16 protein-coding genes and 1 pseudogene are annotated in these 17,915 nt (G+C 40.1%); 6 read left to right on the plus strand and 11 right to left on the minus strand.

Features of this window, described 5'->3' with window-relative positions:
• Positions 1–19 precede the first annotated feature (19 nt).
• Complete coding sequence (locus JOC74_RS14625) at positions 20–847, plus strand: undecaprenyl-diphosphate phosphatase (protein WP_053605400.1); 828 nt, start codon at positions 20–22, stop codon at positions 845–847.
• Positions 848–932: 85 nt separating this feature from the next.
• Here the strand turns inward: JOC74_RS14625 and JOC74_RS14630 are convergent, their stop codons facing one another.
• From JOC74_RS14630 to JOC74_RS14640, 3 genes are all read right to left on the minus strand, one after another.
• Positions 933–2,402 (minus strand): glycoside hydrolase family 32 protein, encoded by a 1,470-nt coding sequence (locus JOC74_RS14630; RefSeq protein ID WP_053605401.1) that lies wholly within the window; start codon positions 2,400–2,402, stop codon positions 933–935.
• The gene (locus tag JOC74_RS14635) at positions 2,386–3,657 is read right to left on the minus strand and encodes an MFS transporter (protein ID WP_053605402.1); all 1,272 of its coding nucleotides are present in this window, start codon (positions 3,655–3,657) and stop codon (positions 2,386–2,388) included. The genes JOC74_RS14630 and JOC74_RS14635 overlap by 17 nt, the downstream gene beginning before the upstream one ends.
• Positions 3,658–3,782: 125 nt before the next feature.
• Positions 3,783–4,766, minus strand: coding sequence for a LacI family DNA-binding transcriptional regulator (locus JOC74_RS14640; protein WP_053605403.1), 984 nt, complete (start codon positions 4,764–4,766; stop codon positions 3,783–3,785).
• Positions 4,767–4,942: 176 nt separating this feature from the next.
• On the opposite strand from JOC74_RS14640, the gene JOC74_RS14645 reads away from it, so the two are divergent.
• A complete protein-coding gene (locus JOC74_RS14645; RefSeq protein ID WP_053605404.1) occupies positions 4,943–5,395 on the plus strand; it encodes an Rrf2 family transcriptional regulator in 453 nt (150 codons plus the stop codon).
• Between the two features lie 279 nt (positions 5,396–5,674).
• Positions 5,675–6,328 carry a nitroreductase family protein gene (locus JOC74_RS14650; RefSeq protein WP_053605405.1) on the plus strand — a complete coding sequence of 218 codons (654 nt, stop codon included), beginning with the start codon at positions 5,675–5,677 and terminating at the stop codon, positions 6,326–6,328.
• 359 nt (positions 6,329–6,687) lie between these two features.
• On the opposite strand, the gene JOC74_RS14655 is transcribed toward JOC74_RS14650, so the two are convergent.
• From JOC74_RS14655 to JOC74_RS14685, 8 genes and pseudogenes are all read right to left on the minus strand, one after another.
• Positions 6,688–7,692: an aldo/keto reductase gene (locus tag JOC74_RS14655; RefSeq protein ID WP_053605406.1), complete on the minus strand. Its 1,005-nt coding sequence runs from the start codon at positions 7,690–7,692 to the stop codon at positions 6,688–6,690.
• Between the two features lie 10 nt (positions 7,693–7,702).
• Positions 7,703–8,224: pseudogene (locus JOC74_RS23600) on the minus strand (zinc-binding dehydrogenase); the annotation flags it as partial.
• A 21-nt stretch (positions 8,225–8,245) separates the two neighbouring features.
• Positions 8,246–8,701: an alcohol dehydrogenase catalytic domain-containing protein gene (locus JOC74_RS23605; protein ID WP_225970288.1), complete on the minus strand. Its 456-nt coding sequence runs from the start codon at positions 8,699–8,701 to the stop codon at positions 8,246–8,248.
• A gap of 99 nt (positions 8,702–8,800) precedes the next feature.
• Positions 8,801–9,598, minus strand: a complete 798-nt coding sequence (locus JOC74_RS14665; RefSeq protein WP_053606189.1) for a helix-turn-helix transcriptional regulator — start codon at positions 9,596–9,598, stop codon at positions 8,801–8,803.
• Between the two features lie 110 nt (positions 9,599–9,708).
• Positions 9,709–10,350 carry a YczE/YyaS/YitT family protein gene (locus tag JOC74_RS14670; protein WP_053605407.1) on the minus strand — a complete coding sequence of 214 codons (642 nt, stop codon included), beginning with the start codon at positions 10,348–10,350 and terminating at the stop codon, positions 9,709–9,711.
• Positions 10,351–10,898: 548 nt separating this feature from the next.
• Positions 10,899–11,711, minus strand: coding sequence for a carbohydrate ABC transporter permease (locus tag JOC74_RS14675; RefSeq protein ID WP_053605408.1), 813 nt, complete (start codon positions 11,709–11,711; stop codon positions 10,899–10,901).
• Entirely contained in the window at positions 11,712–12,572 is an 861-nt protein-coding gene (locus JOC74_RS14680; protein WP_053605409.1) for a carbohydrate ABC transporter permease, read from the minus strand.
• Between the two features lie 30 nt (positions 12,573–12,602).
• A complete protein-coding gene (locus JOC74_RS14685) occupies positions 12,603–13,835 on the minus strand; it encodes an ABC transporter substrate-binding protein (protein ID WP_082364365.1) in 1,233 nt (410 codons plus the stop codon).
• 230 nt (positions 13,836–14,065) lie between these two features.
• Here JOC74_RS14685 and JOC74_RS14690 point away from each other — a divergent pair, with 230 nt between their 5' ends.
• The 3 genes from JOC74_RS14690 to JOC74_RS14700 all read left to right on the plus strand — a co-directional run bounded on the left by JOC74_RS14690 (position 14,066) and on the right by JOC74_RS14700 (position 17,845).
• Entirely contained in the window at positions 14,066–15,070 is a 1,005-nt protein-coding gene (locus tag JOC74_RS14690; RefSeq protein WP_211086196.1) for a LacI family DNA-binding transcriptional regulator, read from the plus strand.
• 47 nt (positions 15,071–15,117) lie between these two features.
• Positions 15,118–16,788 carry a glycoside hydrolase family 13 protein gene (locus JOC74_RS14695; RefSeq protein WP_053605412.1) on the plus strand — a complete coding sequence of 557 codons (1,671 nt, stop codon included), beginning with the start codon at positions 15,118–15,120 and terminating at the stop codon, positions 16,786–16,788.
• Positions 16,789–17,059: 271 nt separating this feature from the next.
• Positions 17,060–17,845 (plus strand): SurA N-terminal domain-containing protein, encoded by a 786-nt coding sequence (locus JOC74_RS14700; RefSeq protein ID WP_053605413.1) that lies wholly within the window; start codon positions 17,060–17,062, stop codon positions 17,843–17,845.
• Positions 17,846–17,915 lie beyond the last annotated feature (70 nt).

Consider the following 17,915-nt stretch of genomic DNA (forward strand, 5'->3'; position numbering starts at 1 on the left):
AATGGAGGAAGTGATTCAAGTGAATTTGTGGGAACTTTTTGTAGCATTTATCCTTGGACTGGTTGAAGGCATGACAGAATTTGCGCCGATTTCGTCTACCGGCCACATGATTATTGTTGATGACTTTTTGTTTCAAACAAAAAAGATGTTCTCCCAGGAAGCAGCCAATACATTTAAAGTCGTCATCCAATTAGGCTCGATCCTTGCGGTTGTCGTTCTCATGAGAGACCGGTTCCTGAATCTGCTCAGTTTGAAAAAAATAAAAGGACAAACGGTTACCGAAAACCATTTCAATTTGTTTCATGTGCTGATAGGTATATTGCCGTTTGGTATACTTGGATTTCTTTTTGAAGATTACATTGATACATATTTGTTTTCTGCTGAAAGAGTTGTCATCGGGCTAGTGCTCGGAGCCATCCTCATGCTTACGGCAGATTGGTTCCGGCGCAGCAAACCAAGAACGGAAACTGTCGATCAGATAACGTTTAAGCAATCGCTTTCTGTTGGGTTGATTCAGTGTTTTGCTTTATGGCCGGGATTCTCACGCTCGGGATCAACGATTTCGGGAGGGGTTCTTCTCGGAATGAGCCATCGCGTGGCGGCAGATTTTACATTTATTATGGCCGTACCGATTATGGCCGGGGCAAGTGGCTTGTCACTCTTAAAAAATTGGGATTCGATCACAGTGGATGTTCTTCCTTTTTTCGCTGTCGGCTTTATCAGCGCCTTTCTCTTTGCGCTCGTATCGATTCGTTTTTTCTTAAAGCTGATCAACCGGATCAAGCTTGTCCCGTTTGCCTTGTATCGATTGGTGCTTGCTGCTGTGATTTATTTTGTGTTCCTGTAGAATGAACAGAATTGGCGGCATGATGTAATTTACAAAAACAAAGGAACAAGCGCCCATCGCAGCTTGCTCCTTTCCTTTTACATGCTTATTCCCAAATATCCTTTAGCGTCCAATACGTCAATTCTTTGACCGTAACATCCCCTTTTTCAGAAAACAGCTCGATACCTGTTCTGCTTTCATTAGGGTAGATGCGGCTTGTCAATGTTGCCTGGCCGTTGTTTGTAAAGACTTCGATGGACGACCGGTCGATAAATACACGCAAGACAAGCTCTCCATTAGCTTCTGTAGTCACGCTTCTGACTCCGTCTTCCGGCTTTCCGCTTTTCGTGCAGTCAAGGATTAGCTTTTGGTTAGATGTGTTATACGTTAATACTGTCTCTTCCTGGCCACCAACAATCTTTAACCCAACTGATTCAGGACGCGAGCCGGTGAAATCAAAAACGGCTTTTACTTCAAGCATCTCACTGTTCGTTTCAGCTGTGAAGCTACCTGAGATCACTTGATTTGTACATACATTGTGTTCCGCTTCGCGAAGCAATTCTGCTTCCTCTACAGGATTCATAAGAAGCTTGTTGTTTTCTCCAAGAGTGAGAACGCGGGGGAGAGTCAACGCACCTGCCCATCCGTCTTCTTTTGTCGGCATGTTTGATTCCCACATATCCATCCATCCTATGGCGATTCGGCGGCCTTTATCATCTAATAAAGTTTGTACGGCGTAAAAGTCATGTCCGTGATCCAATTCCTCGAATGAACCATGCACGAATTTGTTCGTTTCGTAGTCATACTCTCCTATAAGGTAGCCTGTTTGAAAAAGGTTTTTATATAAATCTCCTTTTGCTTCTACTCCTTGAGGCGAAAACAAGAGAACGTGCTTACCGTCTAATTCAAAGAAATCCGGACATTCCCACATGAACCCAAGATCTCCTGCACTTTGCGCAAGAACGCCAACGTATTCCCATTTTCGCAAATCAGCAGAACGATATAAAATCACACGTCCCACGTTATCTTTTGTCGAATTTCCCAGAATCATATACCAAGAATCCTCGTGTTTCCACACCTTTGGATCACGGAAATGATGGGAACTGTCTTCAGGAGGCTCGGCAATCACCGGGTTTTCTCCAACTTTTGTGAAATGAATCCCGTCAGTGCTCACTGCGATGTTTTGATTTTGATAGAAAATGTCATTATCTTTATCTGTATAGTTATGACCAGTATAGATCAGTGTCAGCTCTCCGTTGTTATCTACTGCGCTTCCAGAAAAGCATCCGTCTATATCGCACTCATCTCCCGGTGCTAAAGCGACTGAGCAGTGCTCCCAATGAACCAAATCCTTGCTTTTTACGTGGCCCCAATGCATAGGACCCCAATGTTCATCGTACGGATGATGCTGGTAAAACGCGTGGTACTCTCCATTAAACTGGATCAGTCCGTTTGGATCATTAATCCAATTGGCAGGAGCCATTATGTGATAACCAAGCCGAAAACGTTTATTCATTTTTTCACATGCTTGTTGTAATGCCTGATTCGCTAGCTCGATTTTATTTGTTGTTAGCATTAGGTAGTCCTCCTATTGTTGGTTGATTTGCCGTTTCCAATTGAATTCCTCTGGATGTTTGTTTTTTCTCAGTAAGCAAAGTGAAGATGGAAAGAATCGTGAACAAAAGAACGACTGCTCCCATTATGATATACGTATTACGAAACCCATAATCATCATAAAGCATTCCGGCAATCGGTGAAAGGATGGTTGTGCCTACTTGGGTGGCAAATTGAAATCCGACTAAATAAAGAATGGATGAAAGCCGGGTATCAAAATGAGCTGCCAAGTATTTAAACATGGCAATTAACATAATCGGCAGCTCCAACGCATGAATCAATTTCATCGATGAAATACCGACCGGCCCCATAACCATGCCTGATCCGATGATTCGGAAGGCCATTAAAAATCCTGCCAGAAGCAAGCCGTTTTTAACCCCGATTTTTTTCACAATAAATGGTGCCAGGAACATCATTCCGGCTTCCATGAAAACCTGAAATGAATTTAAGTACCCAAAAACTTGATTTCCTAAAGCTTCAGATGAAAATACGGATGAGTAGTAAATAGGGAATTGCTGGTCGTATACCCCGTAAATACAAGCGACACCTATGACGTACATCATCAAAAACCAAAAGTCTTTTAATAAAAACAGATTTCCAATGTCTTTAATAGAAACAGAATCTGCCCTTACGATTTCAAAATCTGTCATTTCTACATGAACTGATAGAATAATAGCTACCAATATGATCGCAGAAATAGAAGCGATCCAGAAGTTCAAGTTCGGATTAATGTTAAAAATTTGCCCAGCGAAAAATGTGGCTGCAGCCCATCCTAATGATCCCCACATTCTCGATTTGCCATACTCAAATTTGTATTTCCGGCTGATTTTTTCAATATAGGTTTCAATTGCGCCGACACCTGACAAAAATGTTACGCCTAAATACAAGCCTCCGACGATCGCACCCGCTAATATATTGAATTTTAATAGCGGCCCATAAATATAGATAAAAAATGGTCCGACAAATACAAGCAGCAGGCTGATGAATAAGAGAATGTTTTTCTTTAAGCCGATTTTATCGGAAATATAGCCGTAAAGCGGTTGCATAATCAGAGCGAAGATAGCGTTTACAGAAAAGATAATGCCAGTAGCTGCTCCGTTTAAATTGATTTCCTGTCCTAGCCAAATGGAAAAAAGTGAAAAGCTTGCTGACCAAGTGAAAAAGAAAAAGAAGAAATATCCGCTTAATTTCCAATACATTGTCTTTGATTTTGACATTTATCCCATCCCCCTTGAAAGGTACCGTTTTCAGAAAACCCTTTCACAAATAGTTTATGTCAACCGCTTTCGTATGTCAACCGCATGACATAAAAAAATAAAAACATTGCTAAAAAGACAATGTTTTATGTTGTTTTTCCTTCTAACAGGGTAACAGGCAACTGTGTTTCATATGGAGCCGTGCCGAATTCACCGTCAATTTCTTTTCGTAAAATCTCGATTGCCGTTTTTGCAATTAAATCAATCGGCTGCTGTATGGTTGTCAATTGAGGCATCATTATTTTCCCGGTTTCGGTACCGTCATAGCCAACAACCTTTAACCGGTTTGGTATGTCAATTCCCCGCTTCTTAGCTTCATTAATGACCACGGCGGCAATTAAATCATTGCTCGCAAATACTCCGTCAACGTCCGGGATTTCGCCAAAGGCTTTTTGAATCACTTCTTTTTGGCCTTCGTGACCGAGAGGAGTTTCGATTTCATAAGTAACTGGCTCCATATGATGCTTTTTCAAAACATCTTCAAATGCTGTTCTTCTTAACTGGCCAGGAGCTTCGATTTGTAAAGGCGCGTTAAAGTGAATGATTTTTTTACATCCTTTAGAGAGTAAATGCTCAGTCGCAAGTTTCCCACCTGCATAATTATCCGAACCAACTACGGGAATCGTATTTGAAAAATAACGATCAATCGCAACAATGGGCAAATTTTGCTTGTGGTAATGAAACGTTCCTTGATTGTGTGTCCCGACAATAATCCCATCTACTTGATTTCTCATTAGCATTTCGGCATACTGCTCTTCTTTATCGATCCGGTTCAAGCTGTTACAAAGCAAAACCTTATAGCCGAGCGAAGCGCATATGTTTTCAATATGGAAAGTAAGCTCTCCGAAAAACGGGTTGCTCGTCGTCGGTAGGATTAACCCGATTAAGTATGTACGTTTATTAAATAAAGAGCGAGCCAAGTCGTTTGGAAAGTAATTCAGCTCATTCATCGCTTTTTGTACGTTGTCCTTTGTCTTTTGGCTGATATAGCCGCGGTTGTTTAACACTCGGGAAACCGTCGTTGGTGAAACACCTGCGAGCTTTGCAACATCTTCAATTTTTGGCTTCATTCCATTTCCTCCAGCTGTATCATTCCCTATTATTATACGTTTTTTATCGGGGGCGGTAAAATGTCCGGGTTAAGGGTTTTGTTTTACCTGAAACACTATATGCTAAGAAACGAACCGAATACAGTATTTGATCTTGTTGAACTTTTAAATCACATTACTTTACGGTAAGCTTATAAATGAAAGCGGTTGGTTATGAAGGGAATGAAAATAAATTGAACACAAAGAGTCGCGGAATTTCGTTTGGACCTCCTCGTTTTAAAATTGCTGTTCGTGCGCTTGTATGGCTATCACAATGTGAAGGGAAGTTGTCGAGTGCATCGATTGCTTGTCAAGTCAATTCGCACGCTACTTTTTTAAGACGAGTATTAATTTTATTAGTGAATGCAGGAATAGTTGAGGCAAAAGAAGGAAGAGAGGGTGGCTATACCCTAAGGAGACCTTCATCTGAAATTACTCTTGCAGATGTATATATGGCTGTAAAAAGCGAATGTACAGAAACTGAAGAAACAACAAACTGTGATGAAGCTGGCAAACAACTGGACATGGCTATAGAAAAAATCATGAACGAGGCAGAGCAGAAATCACTTGATTTTCTTCGTCAATATACCATATCAGATTTAATCGGTTAATATAACAAAGAAGTAATTTCTGTATGCATTATTGTTGCTTTAAAAAAGTATTCTTCGTATAATGTGCTTAAAGTAGTTGCAGTTAGTTAATCACTTGCTGCATTTATTTTTACTTTTTACTGTGCTACATATTGTTGCAGTAAATTTATTACTTGGAATCATCATGAATACATCTAGGGAGATTTTAAAGCAAACTGTGATAAATTTTGAACAATTTTTTGTAACAACGCTTAGAAAGAGTAGCTTTTGGCAAATCATTTATTTTAGGGGGAGAGAACAATGTCAATAAAAGTAAAACAAGAATCGTTATTTTCTGATGTAATTAGAGATCGCCATTCCGTAAGAAAATATGATCCCAATTGGAAATTGTCTAAAGATGAAATAAATGAAATCCTGAAAGAAGCGACACTGGCGCCCTCTGGTGCTAACGTGCAACCGTGGCGTTTTCTCGTAATCGATGATCAAGCCAAAAAAGAAATTCTTTTACCGATTGCATTTAATCAGGAACAGGTTGTGCAAGCGTCTGCAATTATAGCGGTATTGGGAGATTCGCAGGCAATAGAAAAAGTTGAGCAAATTTATAGTGCAGCTGTCGAGGCGGGGTATATGACAGAAGAGGCAAAAAGTCAGATGATTAAAAATATTAATGGCTACTACTCTGATCCTCATTCTGACATCGTGAAACGTTCCTTACTGATCGATGGGGGATTAGTATCAATGCAAATCATGCTGTCAGCTAAAGCAAGAGGTTACGATACAGTGCCAATGGCTGGCTACAGCGAGCCAGAATTCCGAAAAGCATTCGGCATTTCCGACCGCTATGCAACGGTCATGCTCATTGCAATCGGTAAAGCGGCGCAACCTGCTCATCCGACGGTGAGATTGCCTTTAGATGAAGTCACATTTTGGAATACGATGCCGGAGCAAAGTTAAAAATCGGATCCTTTATTCTTTAAATAACTAATTTGATAAAAAAGAACAGAATTTTCTACCTTAAGAAAGTTCTGTTCTTTTTTTCGATATTTTTAGCAAGAATTTTTCCACCATGTATTTCACGAAATTTTCAAAATTTATCAATCTAGGCTTGAAAAAGAAGGAATCCTTGCCATACCTCATTTTTACATATATCATTTCTTAAAAAACTTTTCTGAATGAATTTGATACTTAGCGTGCAAAATCTAATATTTAATGATTTAAAAAGGTGAAACCGCAGGAAAGGGGGATATCCTCCCAAAATGGAAATATATCCCCCAAGACTAAAATATATCCGACCATTCTCGGAATATATCCTTCTATCGATCTTCTTTTCGTTTTGGCAGGGAGAACCACAGCTGATCGAGCCATTTCAGTTCGTCTGCTGAAAAGTCGTCCATCTCCGTTGCTCTTATGCTCGCATCTAATTGATCCGGACGGCTGGCACCAATTATTGCGGATGTGATTCCGGCTTGCTGAATAACCCATCGCACTGCAGCTGATGCCATCTCATAGTTATGCTCCAAACACCATCTTTGAAATGTTTCTACCGCTGCAAAATAAGGCTCTTTCCAATATCTCTCCTGGTAAAATGATCCTGCTTGATTATGCCCTTGAAGTCCAAAGCGGCTGCCTGCTTCAGGAGAATCGCCCCAATTATATCGTCCCGTGAGAAGGCCGCCTGCCAGAGGATTGTAAGTAATCACACCGATACCTTCCTCACTGCACATTGGCAAGAGCTCCTCCTCAATCATGCGAAACAAAAGGTTGTATCGCGGCTGGACGCTTTCAATTTTCATATAATGTTTTTGTTCTGCGATTCCGTTTGCTTTTGCTATTTGCCATGCACGCCAATTTGACACACCGATGTAGCGTACTTTTCCTTGAGTGACCAGATCGTCAAACGCTCGCAATGTTTCTTCCAATGGCGTCGATGGATCAAACATGTGGGCTTGATAGAGATCAATATAGTCTGTTTGTAATCGGCGCAAGCTTTCTTCTACAGCCGACATGATGTGCTTGCGGCTAAGGCCTTTATCGTTAGCGCCAGGTCCCATGGCTCCGAAGCATTTGGTTGCAAGGACGACACGATCCCGTTTTCCTTGCAGCCAGCCGCCGACTATTTCCTCAGTTGCACCCAGTTGGCTCCACTCGCCGCCCAGCGGGTACATATCGGCAGTATCGATGAATGTAATCCCTGCATCAAAAGCTTTATCCATAATTTCGAATGATGTTTTTTTGTCGGCTTGATTTCCAAATGTCATTGTCCCAAGGCCTAGATTAGTTACCTTTAATCCTGAACGGCCTAACGAACGATTCTCCATATATTCCACCTCATTCATTATTGATTCGCAAAAGCAATTTTCCAACAGTGTTTTTTCCTTCTAACAGTACGTGGGCATCAATTACTTCATCTAATGAAAATACTCCGAATATTTCTGCGTGAATTTCTTTTCTGGCAAGCATTTGCAGGGCCTCTTTAGCTGCTTTTCCAACGATTTGAGGAGCAGTTTGCGCATAAGATCCCAAAGCGAATCCAGAGACGCTTTTATTGGACATCCATAGCTGGTTCGAAGAGAAGGGTACATCCTCTTTTCCGCTTGCGTTCCCCACAACAATCAATTGACCAAACGGGCGAAGCACTTCCAAGCTCTGTTCCCGCATATCTCCTCCAACCGGGTCGAATACCGTATGTACTCCTTTTTGCTCAGTTGCCTGAAGGATTTGCTTCTTAAAATCGGATCGGAGAAACAATTCATCATAGTCGAATGATGCACCACACTTCATTTTCTCTGCACTTCCGACAGTTCCGAAAACCTTGCCTGCTCCTAATTTCTTTGCCACTTGCCCTAAGAAACTGCCAAGTCCGCCGACAGCTCATGAAACAAGGATCGTGTCATTTACCTGCATTTTATTTACATGTTTAATAGCCATATAAGCTGTTGTGAGATTCACTATGGAAGCTGCTGCAGCATCCAGACTCAGATCAGCCCCCAATTGATCAAGCGGGATAGTCAAATCAGGTGATACATGGGCAAGCGAAGCATAGCCGCCTAAATTCATCAACGTCATTGATACAACCGGCTGGCCAGTATAAAATCCTTCGACACCTTCCCCGACCTCACGTACATATCCCGCCACTTCTAAACCCGGAATCAAAGGCATCGGAAAATTCGTACCAAATGCCCCTTTGCGAAGCAAAATATCGACGTAACCTACCCCGGCATAAACAACATCAATCGTTAGCATTCCAGGATCGGGCAGAAGGTCGGGTAATTCTCGAAGCTGTAAGTTTTCGGGGTTGCCAAATTGATCGATTACAACTGCTTTCATTTTTCATGCCTCCTTGTTTCTTATATTCATATTTTATGAAACAAAGAGAGAGGCAAACAGTGTTCAATTATACTGGTATAAAAACTACCTGGATGGAGATCAATCCGAAAGAGGTGTAAACACACAGCAATGGAGATCGGCATTCCCGTTAATGTGGCCGAAACTGTTCAATTGAAACGATATGATTCCTTCTTCGGGATGATTGAATGTCAATTTCCGTGCTGTCTTTCTTTGGACATCGTGAAGTTGCCATAAATCCGAAAACTCTTTGCTTTCCTTACAGATTTTCCGGACAAAAGCTTCAAACCAAGGGTCTCCAGGCTGTTGATCAAAATTCGAACGAAATACCGCTACTGAAAATTGGGCAAATTCATTCCAATTAACCAAATTCTTACGCAGGAATGGATTCAAAAATATTAAACGGGTCATATTCCGTTCTTCAGAAGGGATTTCGTCAAAATTAGCGATTATTTTTGAAGCCATCTTATTCCATGCAAGCACTACTGTCCGGTTGTTCGCAATAATTGCAGGGTATGGCATATGATCAATGATTCTTTGCAGCCCGGTATCCATAATTTCTGATTGGTTGGAAGGGTTCTTTGGCTCGCTATAATGAGAAAGCCTGAGCAAATGATGTTGCTCATCGGGGGATAATTGAAGGGCTCTGCCAATACTTTCAATTACTTCTCTTGAAGCTGAAACGTGTCTCCCTTGTTCCAGCCACGTATACCAGGTTGTGCTGACACCTGCCAGCTGAGCAACCTCTTCTCTGCGCAATCCTGGTGTTCTCCTTCTTCCGTAGGAGCCTAGAATACCGGCCTCCTCAGGTTGAATTCGTTCCCGGCGGGATTTTAGAAAATCTCCGAGTGTTTTATATATTTTGATTTCTAAAGTCATCGGAATTCCTCCTTGCCATAACATACCTCTGTATTCTTTTCTTGATTTCATTATTATTTCCTTCTGTAAACAAAAAAACTGCCCGAAAATTTCGGGCAGTCTTTTGGAATCTAGGACACAGCTTGGTTTTGTTTGCTGACACTCGTACTGCTGTTTTTTGATTTTGCTGATTCGATTAGGTTGTTAAACATGCCGACTAAGAATCCTAAAAGCAGGACACTGACGATTGAACCAATTCCAATAGGACCTCGGAAAATAATAGCAAGTATAAAGGCTGTTCCTTCTCCAACTGTTTTTGTGGTACTCATTTTCCATCCAAATCGTTTTGAAAGAGCCAGCATCAGTTCATCATTTGGAAGCGGTGCAAACCGAGCCTGAAGATAGATGGAAATTCCTAATGCAAGAATGACAATGCCAGCGAGATATAAGCCCCAGCGAAGAGGGAGACTTTCAAGTTCTATGAAGCTTAAAAGATTTAAATTTAATAAATCTACATAAAACCCCAGAAGAATGATAGGGATAAATCCTCCAACGTTTGGCAAAGCCTTTCTAATGATACTGTTAATGACAATAAGTATACCTAAAACAATAAATATCCAAGAACCTGCAGTTAATCCGACATTCTCCGCTAAACCAACATACAGAGCGTCCCATGGGGCAGTTCCTACATCTGCTTTAATCATTAATACAACACCAAATGCCAAAACAAAGAGTCCGCCTAGATAAAGTACTGCTCTTTTTAAAATATCCATTATAGTGTTCCTCCCTCTTTTTTTGCTGCATCAACAGTTAATTGGTAAACAATAATATTTAAGGGTCATTGAGATTCTCCATTTCTTGAAAAATTGTGTAATCGTTCACAATAATGAAATGGCTTTCATAGAAGTGTGTATGTTACCTTACACTTAATCCAAGGATGCGTTTTCAAAATCAATTGAGCTATCTTTTCTAGTTACTGAAGTTTTCATTTTACTGGAACCGTATTCAAATTATCAAATAGATTACAAATCCTTTAGACTAATAAGAAAGCGGATGCATAAACCTATAAAAATAAATAAAATTTATGTATTTCAAATTTAACATATTAATTAGGTTGCTGTAAATGGTTCGATACTCCTTTTCGAGCAATTTATTAATAATTGCTTATAAATAGGAAGTATAGGCATAAGGTATTAGCACATTATAGAAGGAGTTTTGAAAGGGAGAGTGAGAGGATTTTGTGTTTAGAAAAAACAGTGGAAAGGCCGCTTAATTATTCTAAAGCAGCCTTGGTGAGTGCTATATTTCTACTATTTGTCTATCATTTAACCGATCCACGCGTCACACCGCTAATAATCCACTTTTGTGCAAACATGTAAACAACAAGCATCGGAAGCAGTGCCATTAAATATGAAGCAAAGGCGAGATTATAGTTGGTGCTGAATTGTCCCTGAAAGACGAATTGTGTCAGAGGCAGAGTCGCTTGGTTGGGATCGCTTAATAACACGAGCGGAAGCAAAAAATCGTTCCATGTTGATAAACATTGCAGGATGGCGACAGTTGCATTGATTGGAGTGAGCAAAGGGAAAATGACTTTCCAAAATATTTTCCAATGTCCGGCACCGTCAATAATCGCTGCTTCTTCCAAGGCAATAGGTATGGATTTAATATAACCTACATAAACAAAGACATTGAAAGAAAGGGCATAAACTACGTAAAGAAAGATTAATCCGATTGGGTTATCCATCCCAAGAGAACCGGCTTGTTTCACAATGGGCAGCATTAAAATCGGAAATGGAATAAACATGGCGCTGATAAAAAAGTAATAGATATATCGATAGAAGCGTTTATGCATATTACGAGCAATCGCGTAAGCTACCATTGAATTCGTCAAAAGCGTCAAAATGACTACACTAATGGTAATGAAAGCACTGTTTTTAAAGGCGTTATAAAAATTGGTCAGCCGAATTGCTTCAGAAAAGTTTGAAAGCGAGAGTTGGTTCGGAAGACTTACGAATGATTGAGCCAATTCTTCAGGCGTTTTAAATGCAACGGTCACAGCTAAATATAGCGGAAACAGAATGAATAGTGCACCTATAGCTAAGAGTATGGTTATGATGAAATTTCTCTTCATTTACATATCAACCTCTCTTTTTTGCAGCAATTTGATTTGTAGTATGGAAATTGTTGCAAGGACAATGAAATATATGACTGCGTTTGCAGATTGGTAAGCAAACTGTCCGCTTGCAAATCCGCCTTTGTAAATCAGATAAGAAATCGATTCTGTAGCTGTTCCGGGTCCGCCACCTGTTAACGCGACAACTTGGTCGAACACCATAAGAGCCCCTTTCATTGCCAACACCATATTTATCGTAAAAAATGGGGCAATAAGCGGAAAGGTGATTTTCCAAAACTTTCTCCAGCCATTTGCTCCATCAATTTCGGCTGCTTCATAGATATCTTCATCCACAGTTTGAAGGCCGGCGAGATAGAGAATCGTATTAAAAGCAATTGATTGCCAGACGGCTACGACAACAATTCCAATCCATGCCAGATTCGGATCTCCTAATATATTTTTTGATAATCCATCGATTCCTAAAGAAGTACCGATTTCAGGAAGGATATTAGCAAAAATATAGTTGAAAATATAGGAGACAATGAGAACGCTTAAAATATTAGGAATAAAGTAAATGCCTCTGAAAAATGTTTTTAACCGATTGATTTTATGCAAGCCGATTGCGATCAAAAGACTCAGAGCATTAACCAAAACAGTGGATACAATAGCGAACTGAAAAGTAAAAAGATATGACTTTAGTACCCGTTCATCTTGAAAGACAAGAAAGTAGTTTTTCAGACCAACAAATTCATAGCTTCCGAAGCCGGCATAATTCGTAAAGCTGTAGTACATTCCCTGGAGAACGGGAAACGTGTGGAAAATGATAAATAAAAGCAGCGCCGGCAAGGTTAATATCAAGTAGAATTTTGTAGATTTCATAATGATCCTCCTCGTTTAATAAGAGCTCTATTAAAACCGGCTTCTCTCATTGATCTTATCCCATTCTTGATCCAATTTTTTTAGAAACCTATCTTTGTTTTTCGTAATCAGAAATTCCTGCACAAGGTTTTCCGGTCCTAATCCAAGGGGATATGCATGATCGGGAAATCCAGTAACCCGGTTGTCTTCGAAATAAGGTTGTAACCCTTCTAGGTATTTGTTTTCCTGAAAAACATTGCCGGATGTTGCAAACATGTTCTGGTTTTCAATATATGCTTTTACATTTTCCGGTTCGAAAAGAAAATTGATAAATTTCATCGCTTCTTCGGGATGCTCGGCATGCTTTGACATAAGCAATGTCGTATCAATACCTGTCACCAGTTTGTTCTCACTTTCTTTATCGGATGAAGGAAACGCTGTCATTCCAATGTTCGCATCAGGATTGTTTTTCAAAATTTCTGGAACGGCCCAGTTGCCTTGCAGGTAAAAAACACCTTCTCCTTTTGCAAAGGCGACGCTTCCGTCGGCATAGTTTCTTCCAAAGATGTCGTCCTGGCCATATTCGAGAAGCTGAAGCATTCTGTCAGCAATAACGCCGTATTGTTCCCCAAAAGATGTTTGCTTCTCGTTTTTTTCTTCTGCAAAATTTTCGCTCTGCAAATTGCCAGCAAGAGAATTTAAAATAGGGAGAGCGGTCCAGCTGTCTTTTAATGTAAACTGAATGGGAACCTCTCCCTTTTCTTTGGCTGTATCAAGCATTGATATAAATTCATCCCACGTTTTTGGCGGGTCACCGAAGCCCAGCTGTTTTAATTTGTCTTTGTTATAAACGAGACCGTTGGCGTTTACGCTATAGGGAAGGCCGATTATTTCGTTTTTCTTTAAATTATTTTCTGTGGCGAGAATGTCTAGATAAGTAGGCTCAATCTTTTTGGTGACTTCTTCATCGGCCAGGTTTCTTAATACGCCTGCTTTGGCAATATCCCTGAAAGTGCCGAGAGACATAACATCCGGAAGGCTTTCTTTGGCCACTCGTGTGCGAATAACGGTATCCGCATCAGGCGGGGCAATTAGCTGAACTTTTATCTCTGGGTTTTCCTTCTCGAATTTTTCAATGAGCTGTTTAAGGATGGTTATGTTTTCACTTTTGTTAGAAAAAAATTCGATTTTTGTGACTTTTTCTGATGAAACTGTAGGATGACTATTGCAGCCTGTGATGAATAAAAACAAGAAACTTAGCAAAAAAATAGTTAACCATTTCATTCCCATCAATTCCCCCTTGTTGTACAACGCTTACATTTTACGTAAACGCTTTCCCTATTTTCTAGATTATTTTGCAAATTTCATTTTGTCAACTCCTAAATATTTTATATTCTGACGAAATCTGCACGTGAACCTTTGATTCGTCAGAGTTTTTATTTTTTTGTTGACTTATGTTCGAGTGGTTTTATATACTCTTTATAAGAAAGCGTTTACTCGAAGGTGTGATCATTGTGAAACCAACGATCAAAGATGTTGCCCAAAAAGCCAATGTCTCTATAGCAACAGTGTCAAGAATATTAAATAACGAAAAGGGTTATGGTGAAGAAACGCGCAAAAAAGTCCTGTCCGTTATTCGGGAACTCGGGTATCAACCGAATGCCGTTGCCAGGGGACTGATTAACAAGAAAACACAGTCCATTGGAGTTGTGTTTCCTTATGTGTCGAATATGTATTCTGGTGAAGTGTTGTCAGGTATTGAAGAAGCTGCTTATAAGTCAGACTTTAGTGTCGTTATTTGTAATACAGACGGCCAGCAGGAGCGCACGCTGCGAAATTTAAAGATGCTTGCCGAAAAACAAGTCGACTGTATTATTTTCGTTAGTGAAATGGTCAGCGAGGAGACGGCGAAATTTCTTTTAAACACGAGCATCCCTGTGCTTTTGATTTCAACGAAGTCAGAAATGTATCCATTGCCTTATATTAAAACGGATGATCAATTTGCAGCTTTTTCAGCAGTAAATTATCTCATTCAGAGCGGCCACCGGGATATCGCGATGCTTGCGGGACCGATATCTGATCCGATTGCCGGCAGTACAAGAATAAAAGGGTACACACAAGCTTTAACTTCAGCAGGATTCCCGGTTAAAGAGGAAAATATTATTAAAGTGAATGGTTTTAGTTTTGAAGATGGACTAGAAGGGTATGAAATCTTAAAGAATGTGAAGAGCCAGTGTACAGCGGTTTTTGCCGCCAGCGATGAGATAGCGCTTGGCGTTATTTCGGCCGCTTACCAGAATCATGTCAGCATACCTGAAGAGCTTTCAATCATCGGCTATGATAATTTAAAGCTCGCAGAAATGGCAGTACCGCCTTTAACGACAGTTGCCCAGCCGCTGAAAGAAATGGGGAAAATGGCTGTAGAGATGCTGTGTGATCATATTCAATCCGGAAAAGAATTAAACAGCATCATAATGCCTCATAAAATCGTTGAAAGACAATCGGTTAAACGATATTAAAAATTTTGTCTACAAAGTAAACGTTTACTCAAAAAGGGGGAGAAACGATGGAACAGCAATGGTGGAAAGAAGCGGTCGTTTATCAAATTTACCCGAGGAGCTTTAAAGACAGCAACGGAGACGGAATTGGAGACATTCAAGGCATTATTTCTAAGCTGGATTATCTAAAACTTCTTGGAATTGACGTAATATGGCTATCTCCGGTCTATGATTCACCTAATGACGATAATGGGTATGACATTCGCAATTATACAGAAATCATGCAGGAGTTCGGGTCAATGGAGGATATAGACGAGTTAATCGCTGAGGCTCATCGAAAAGGTATTAAAATTGTGATGGATCTTGTCGTTAATCATACGTCTGATGAGCATGAGTGGTTTTTAGAATCGAAATCATCAAAGGATAATCCGAAAAGAGATTTCTATATTTGGAGAGAAGGAAACGGAGATGAGGCCCCTAATAACTGGGAGTCGATGTTTAGAGGCTCGGCTTGGGAATATAATGAACCAACAGAAGATTATTATTTACATTTATTTTCAAAAAAACAGCCGGATTTAAATTGGGAAAACCCTGCTCTGCGCCAGGAAGTATATAAAATGATGACATGGTGGGCGGAGAAAGGCATCGACGGATTTCGAATGGATGTCATCAATTTTATTTCCAAACACCCAGACCTGCCGGATGGAGAGAAATCTCACGGAAAAGAATTCGGAAACGGTGCACCTTTCTTTATGAACGGTCCGAAGATACATGACTACCTTCAGGAAATGAACAAGGAAGTTCTCAGCCGTTACGATCTGATGACTGTCGGGGAAATGCCGGGTGTCGACGTGGAAGAGGCCCGGAAATACACGGATAGCAGCCGGAACGAAGTCAACATGGTGTTCCAATTTGAGCACATGGGTGTCGGAGATGGAGTAGAAGAAGGAAAATGGAGTAATAATGCATGGGAGCTGAATGAATTAAAGGAAATATTGTCCAGGTGGCAAAATGGCTTGGAAACAACAGGATGGAATAGCCTGTACTGGAATAACCACGATCAGCCAAGGGTTGTTTCCCGCTTTGGAAACGATGGCCAGTATCGGGTGGAGTCAGCTAAAATGCTCGCGACCCTGCTTCATATGATGAAAGGCACACCGTATATTTATCAAGGTGAAGAGCTGGGAATGACCAACAGTGAGTTTACATCCGTACATGATTTTAATGATATTGAATCGATAAACTCCTACTATGATTTAAAAAACCGTGCCAAGTGGGATGAAGAGAAAATCATGAATGCTCTAAAGGCCAGAAGCCGGGATAACGCCCGTACGCCTGTTCAGTGGGATCAAACGGAGCATGCAGGGTTTACCACCGGAAATCCATGGCTGGAAGTGAATCCGAATTACAATGACATTAATGCGGAAAAATGTTTAGCCGATAAAAATTCTGTCTTTTATTATTATCAGAAGCTCATCCAGCTCAGAAAAACATATCCGATCATCGTGCATGGCAAATACGAGCTTATTTTTAAAGAACATCCACAGCTTTTTGCTTATGAGAGGCATTACGAAGGCAAGAAATTAGTGGTATTATGCAGTTTTTCTCCTGAAAAGATCGATTTTGACTATCCGTCTCTCGATAAAGCAGACGGTAAGGAATTGTTGATTAGCAATTATTCGCAGGAGAATCAACCGGAAGCCCTGCGGCCGTATGAAGCGCGTGTGTATTTAATTTAATACGAAAGTACGTTTTTTGACCCTGCCCAAAGGTTTTAGTTTGAGCAGGGTATTTTTTCCACTTTATATATATCGCCATAGCTTGCTATATTCAATACAATATTCAGGTTAATTTTGTAAGCTTTTTATTACAAAAACCTTTCAATTCTATTACAGATCCGGGGAATAGGCAGAAATGGTTTATTTTTATGCCAATATCATATAAAATGCGCACTAGATGATTTTCTCGCAATAGGAAATTATACTTCTTAGCTACGAAAGGAGAAAAATCATGAAAAAATTGATATTTCCATTATTTATAGGATTGTTGGCTTTTGCACTAACTGCATGCTCATCCAATGCTGAAGGTGATAAACCAAAAGAGAATAAAAATGAAAATACTGCTCAAGCGGATCAGCAGGATCAGCAAAAGCAACAGCAGGATCAGCAAAAGCAAATGGAAGAAATGCAAAAGAAAATGGAGCAGCAAAAAATTGAAGATAGCAAAACCGTTGCTATTGTAAATGACAAGGAGCTTTTGGGCAGTGACTACAATGCTGTACTAGCTTCATCACAATCCCAGCTTCAACAAATGGGACAAGATCCAACGTCCGAAGAAGCGGCAAAGCAAATAAAAGAACAAACTATCAACAGCTTGGTGGGACAAACGCTTCTAATTCAAGATGCGGATAAAAAAGGCTATAAAGCATCTGATGATGAAGTAAACAAACAACTAGAAGAAAGCAAGAAACAATACAAAAGTGAGAAAGAATTTAACGATGCTGTAAAACAAGCAGGTTTAGATGCTGACAAGCTTAAAGCTCAATTTGCTGAAAGCATTACATTCCAAAAGTATGTTGATAAAGAAATAAAAGTAGATGAAGCAACTGACAAAGAAATTCAACAATACTATGATCAAATTTCCCAGCAAGGAAACAGCACAGGTCAAAAGCCTCCAAAACTAGAGGAAATAAAACCTAAAATCAAAGAACAGCTTGAGCAGCAAAAGAAACAAGAAAAGCTTGTAACAAAGGTTGAAGAGCTTAAGAAACAGTCAAAAGTCGATATTAAAATATAAAAAGACAGGAGTGCTCCTTTAAGATAGGGGCGCTCTTTTTTTACGTTATTTTCTGGATATAAAAGGTATA

The sequence above is a fragment of the Bacillus capparidis genome (assembly GCF_017832095.1).
GTDB classification, from domain to species: Bacteria; Bacillota; Bacilli; order Bacillales; family Bacillaceae; genus Bacillus; species Bacillus gobiensis.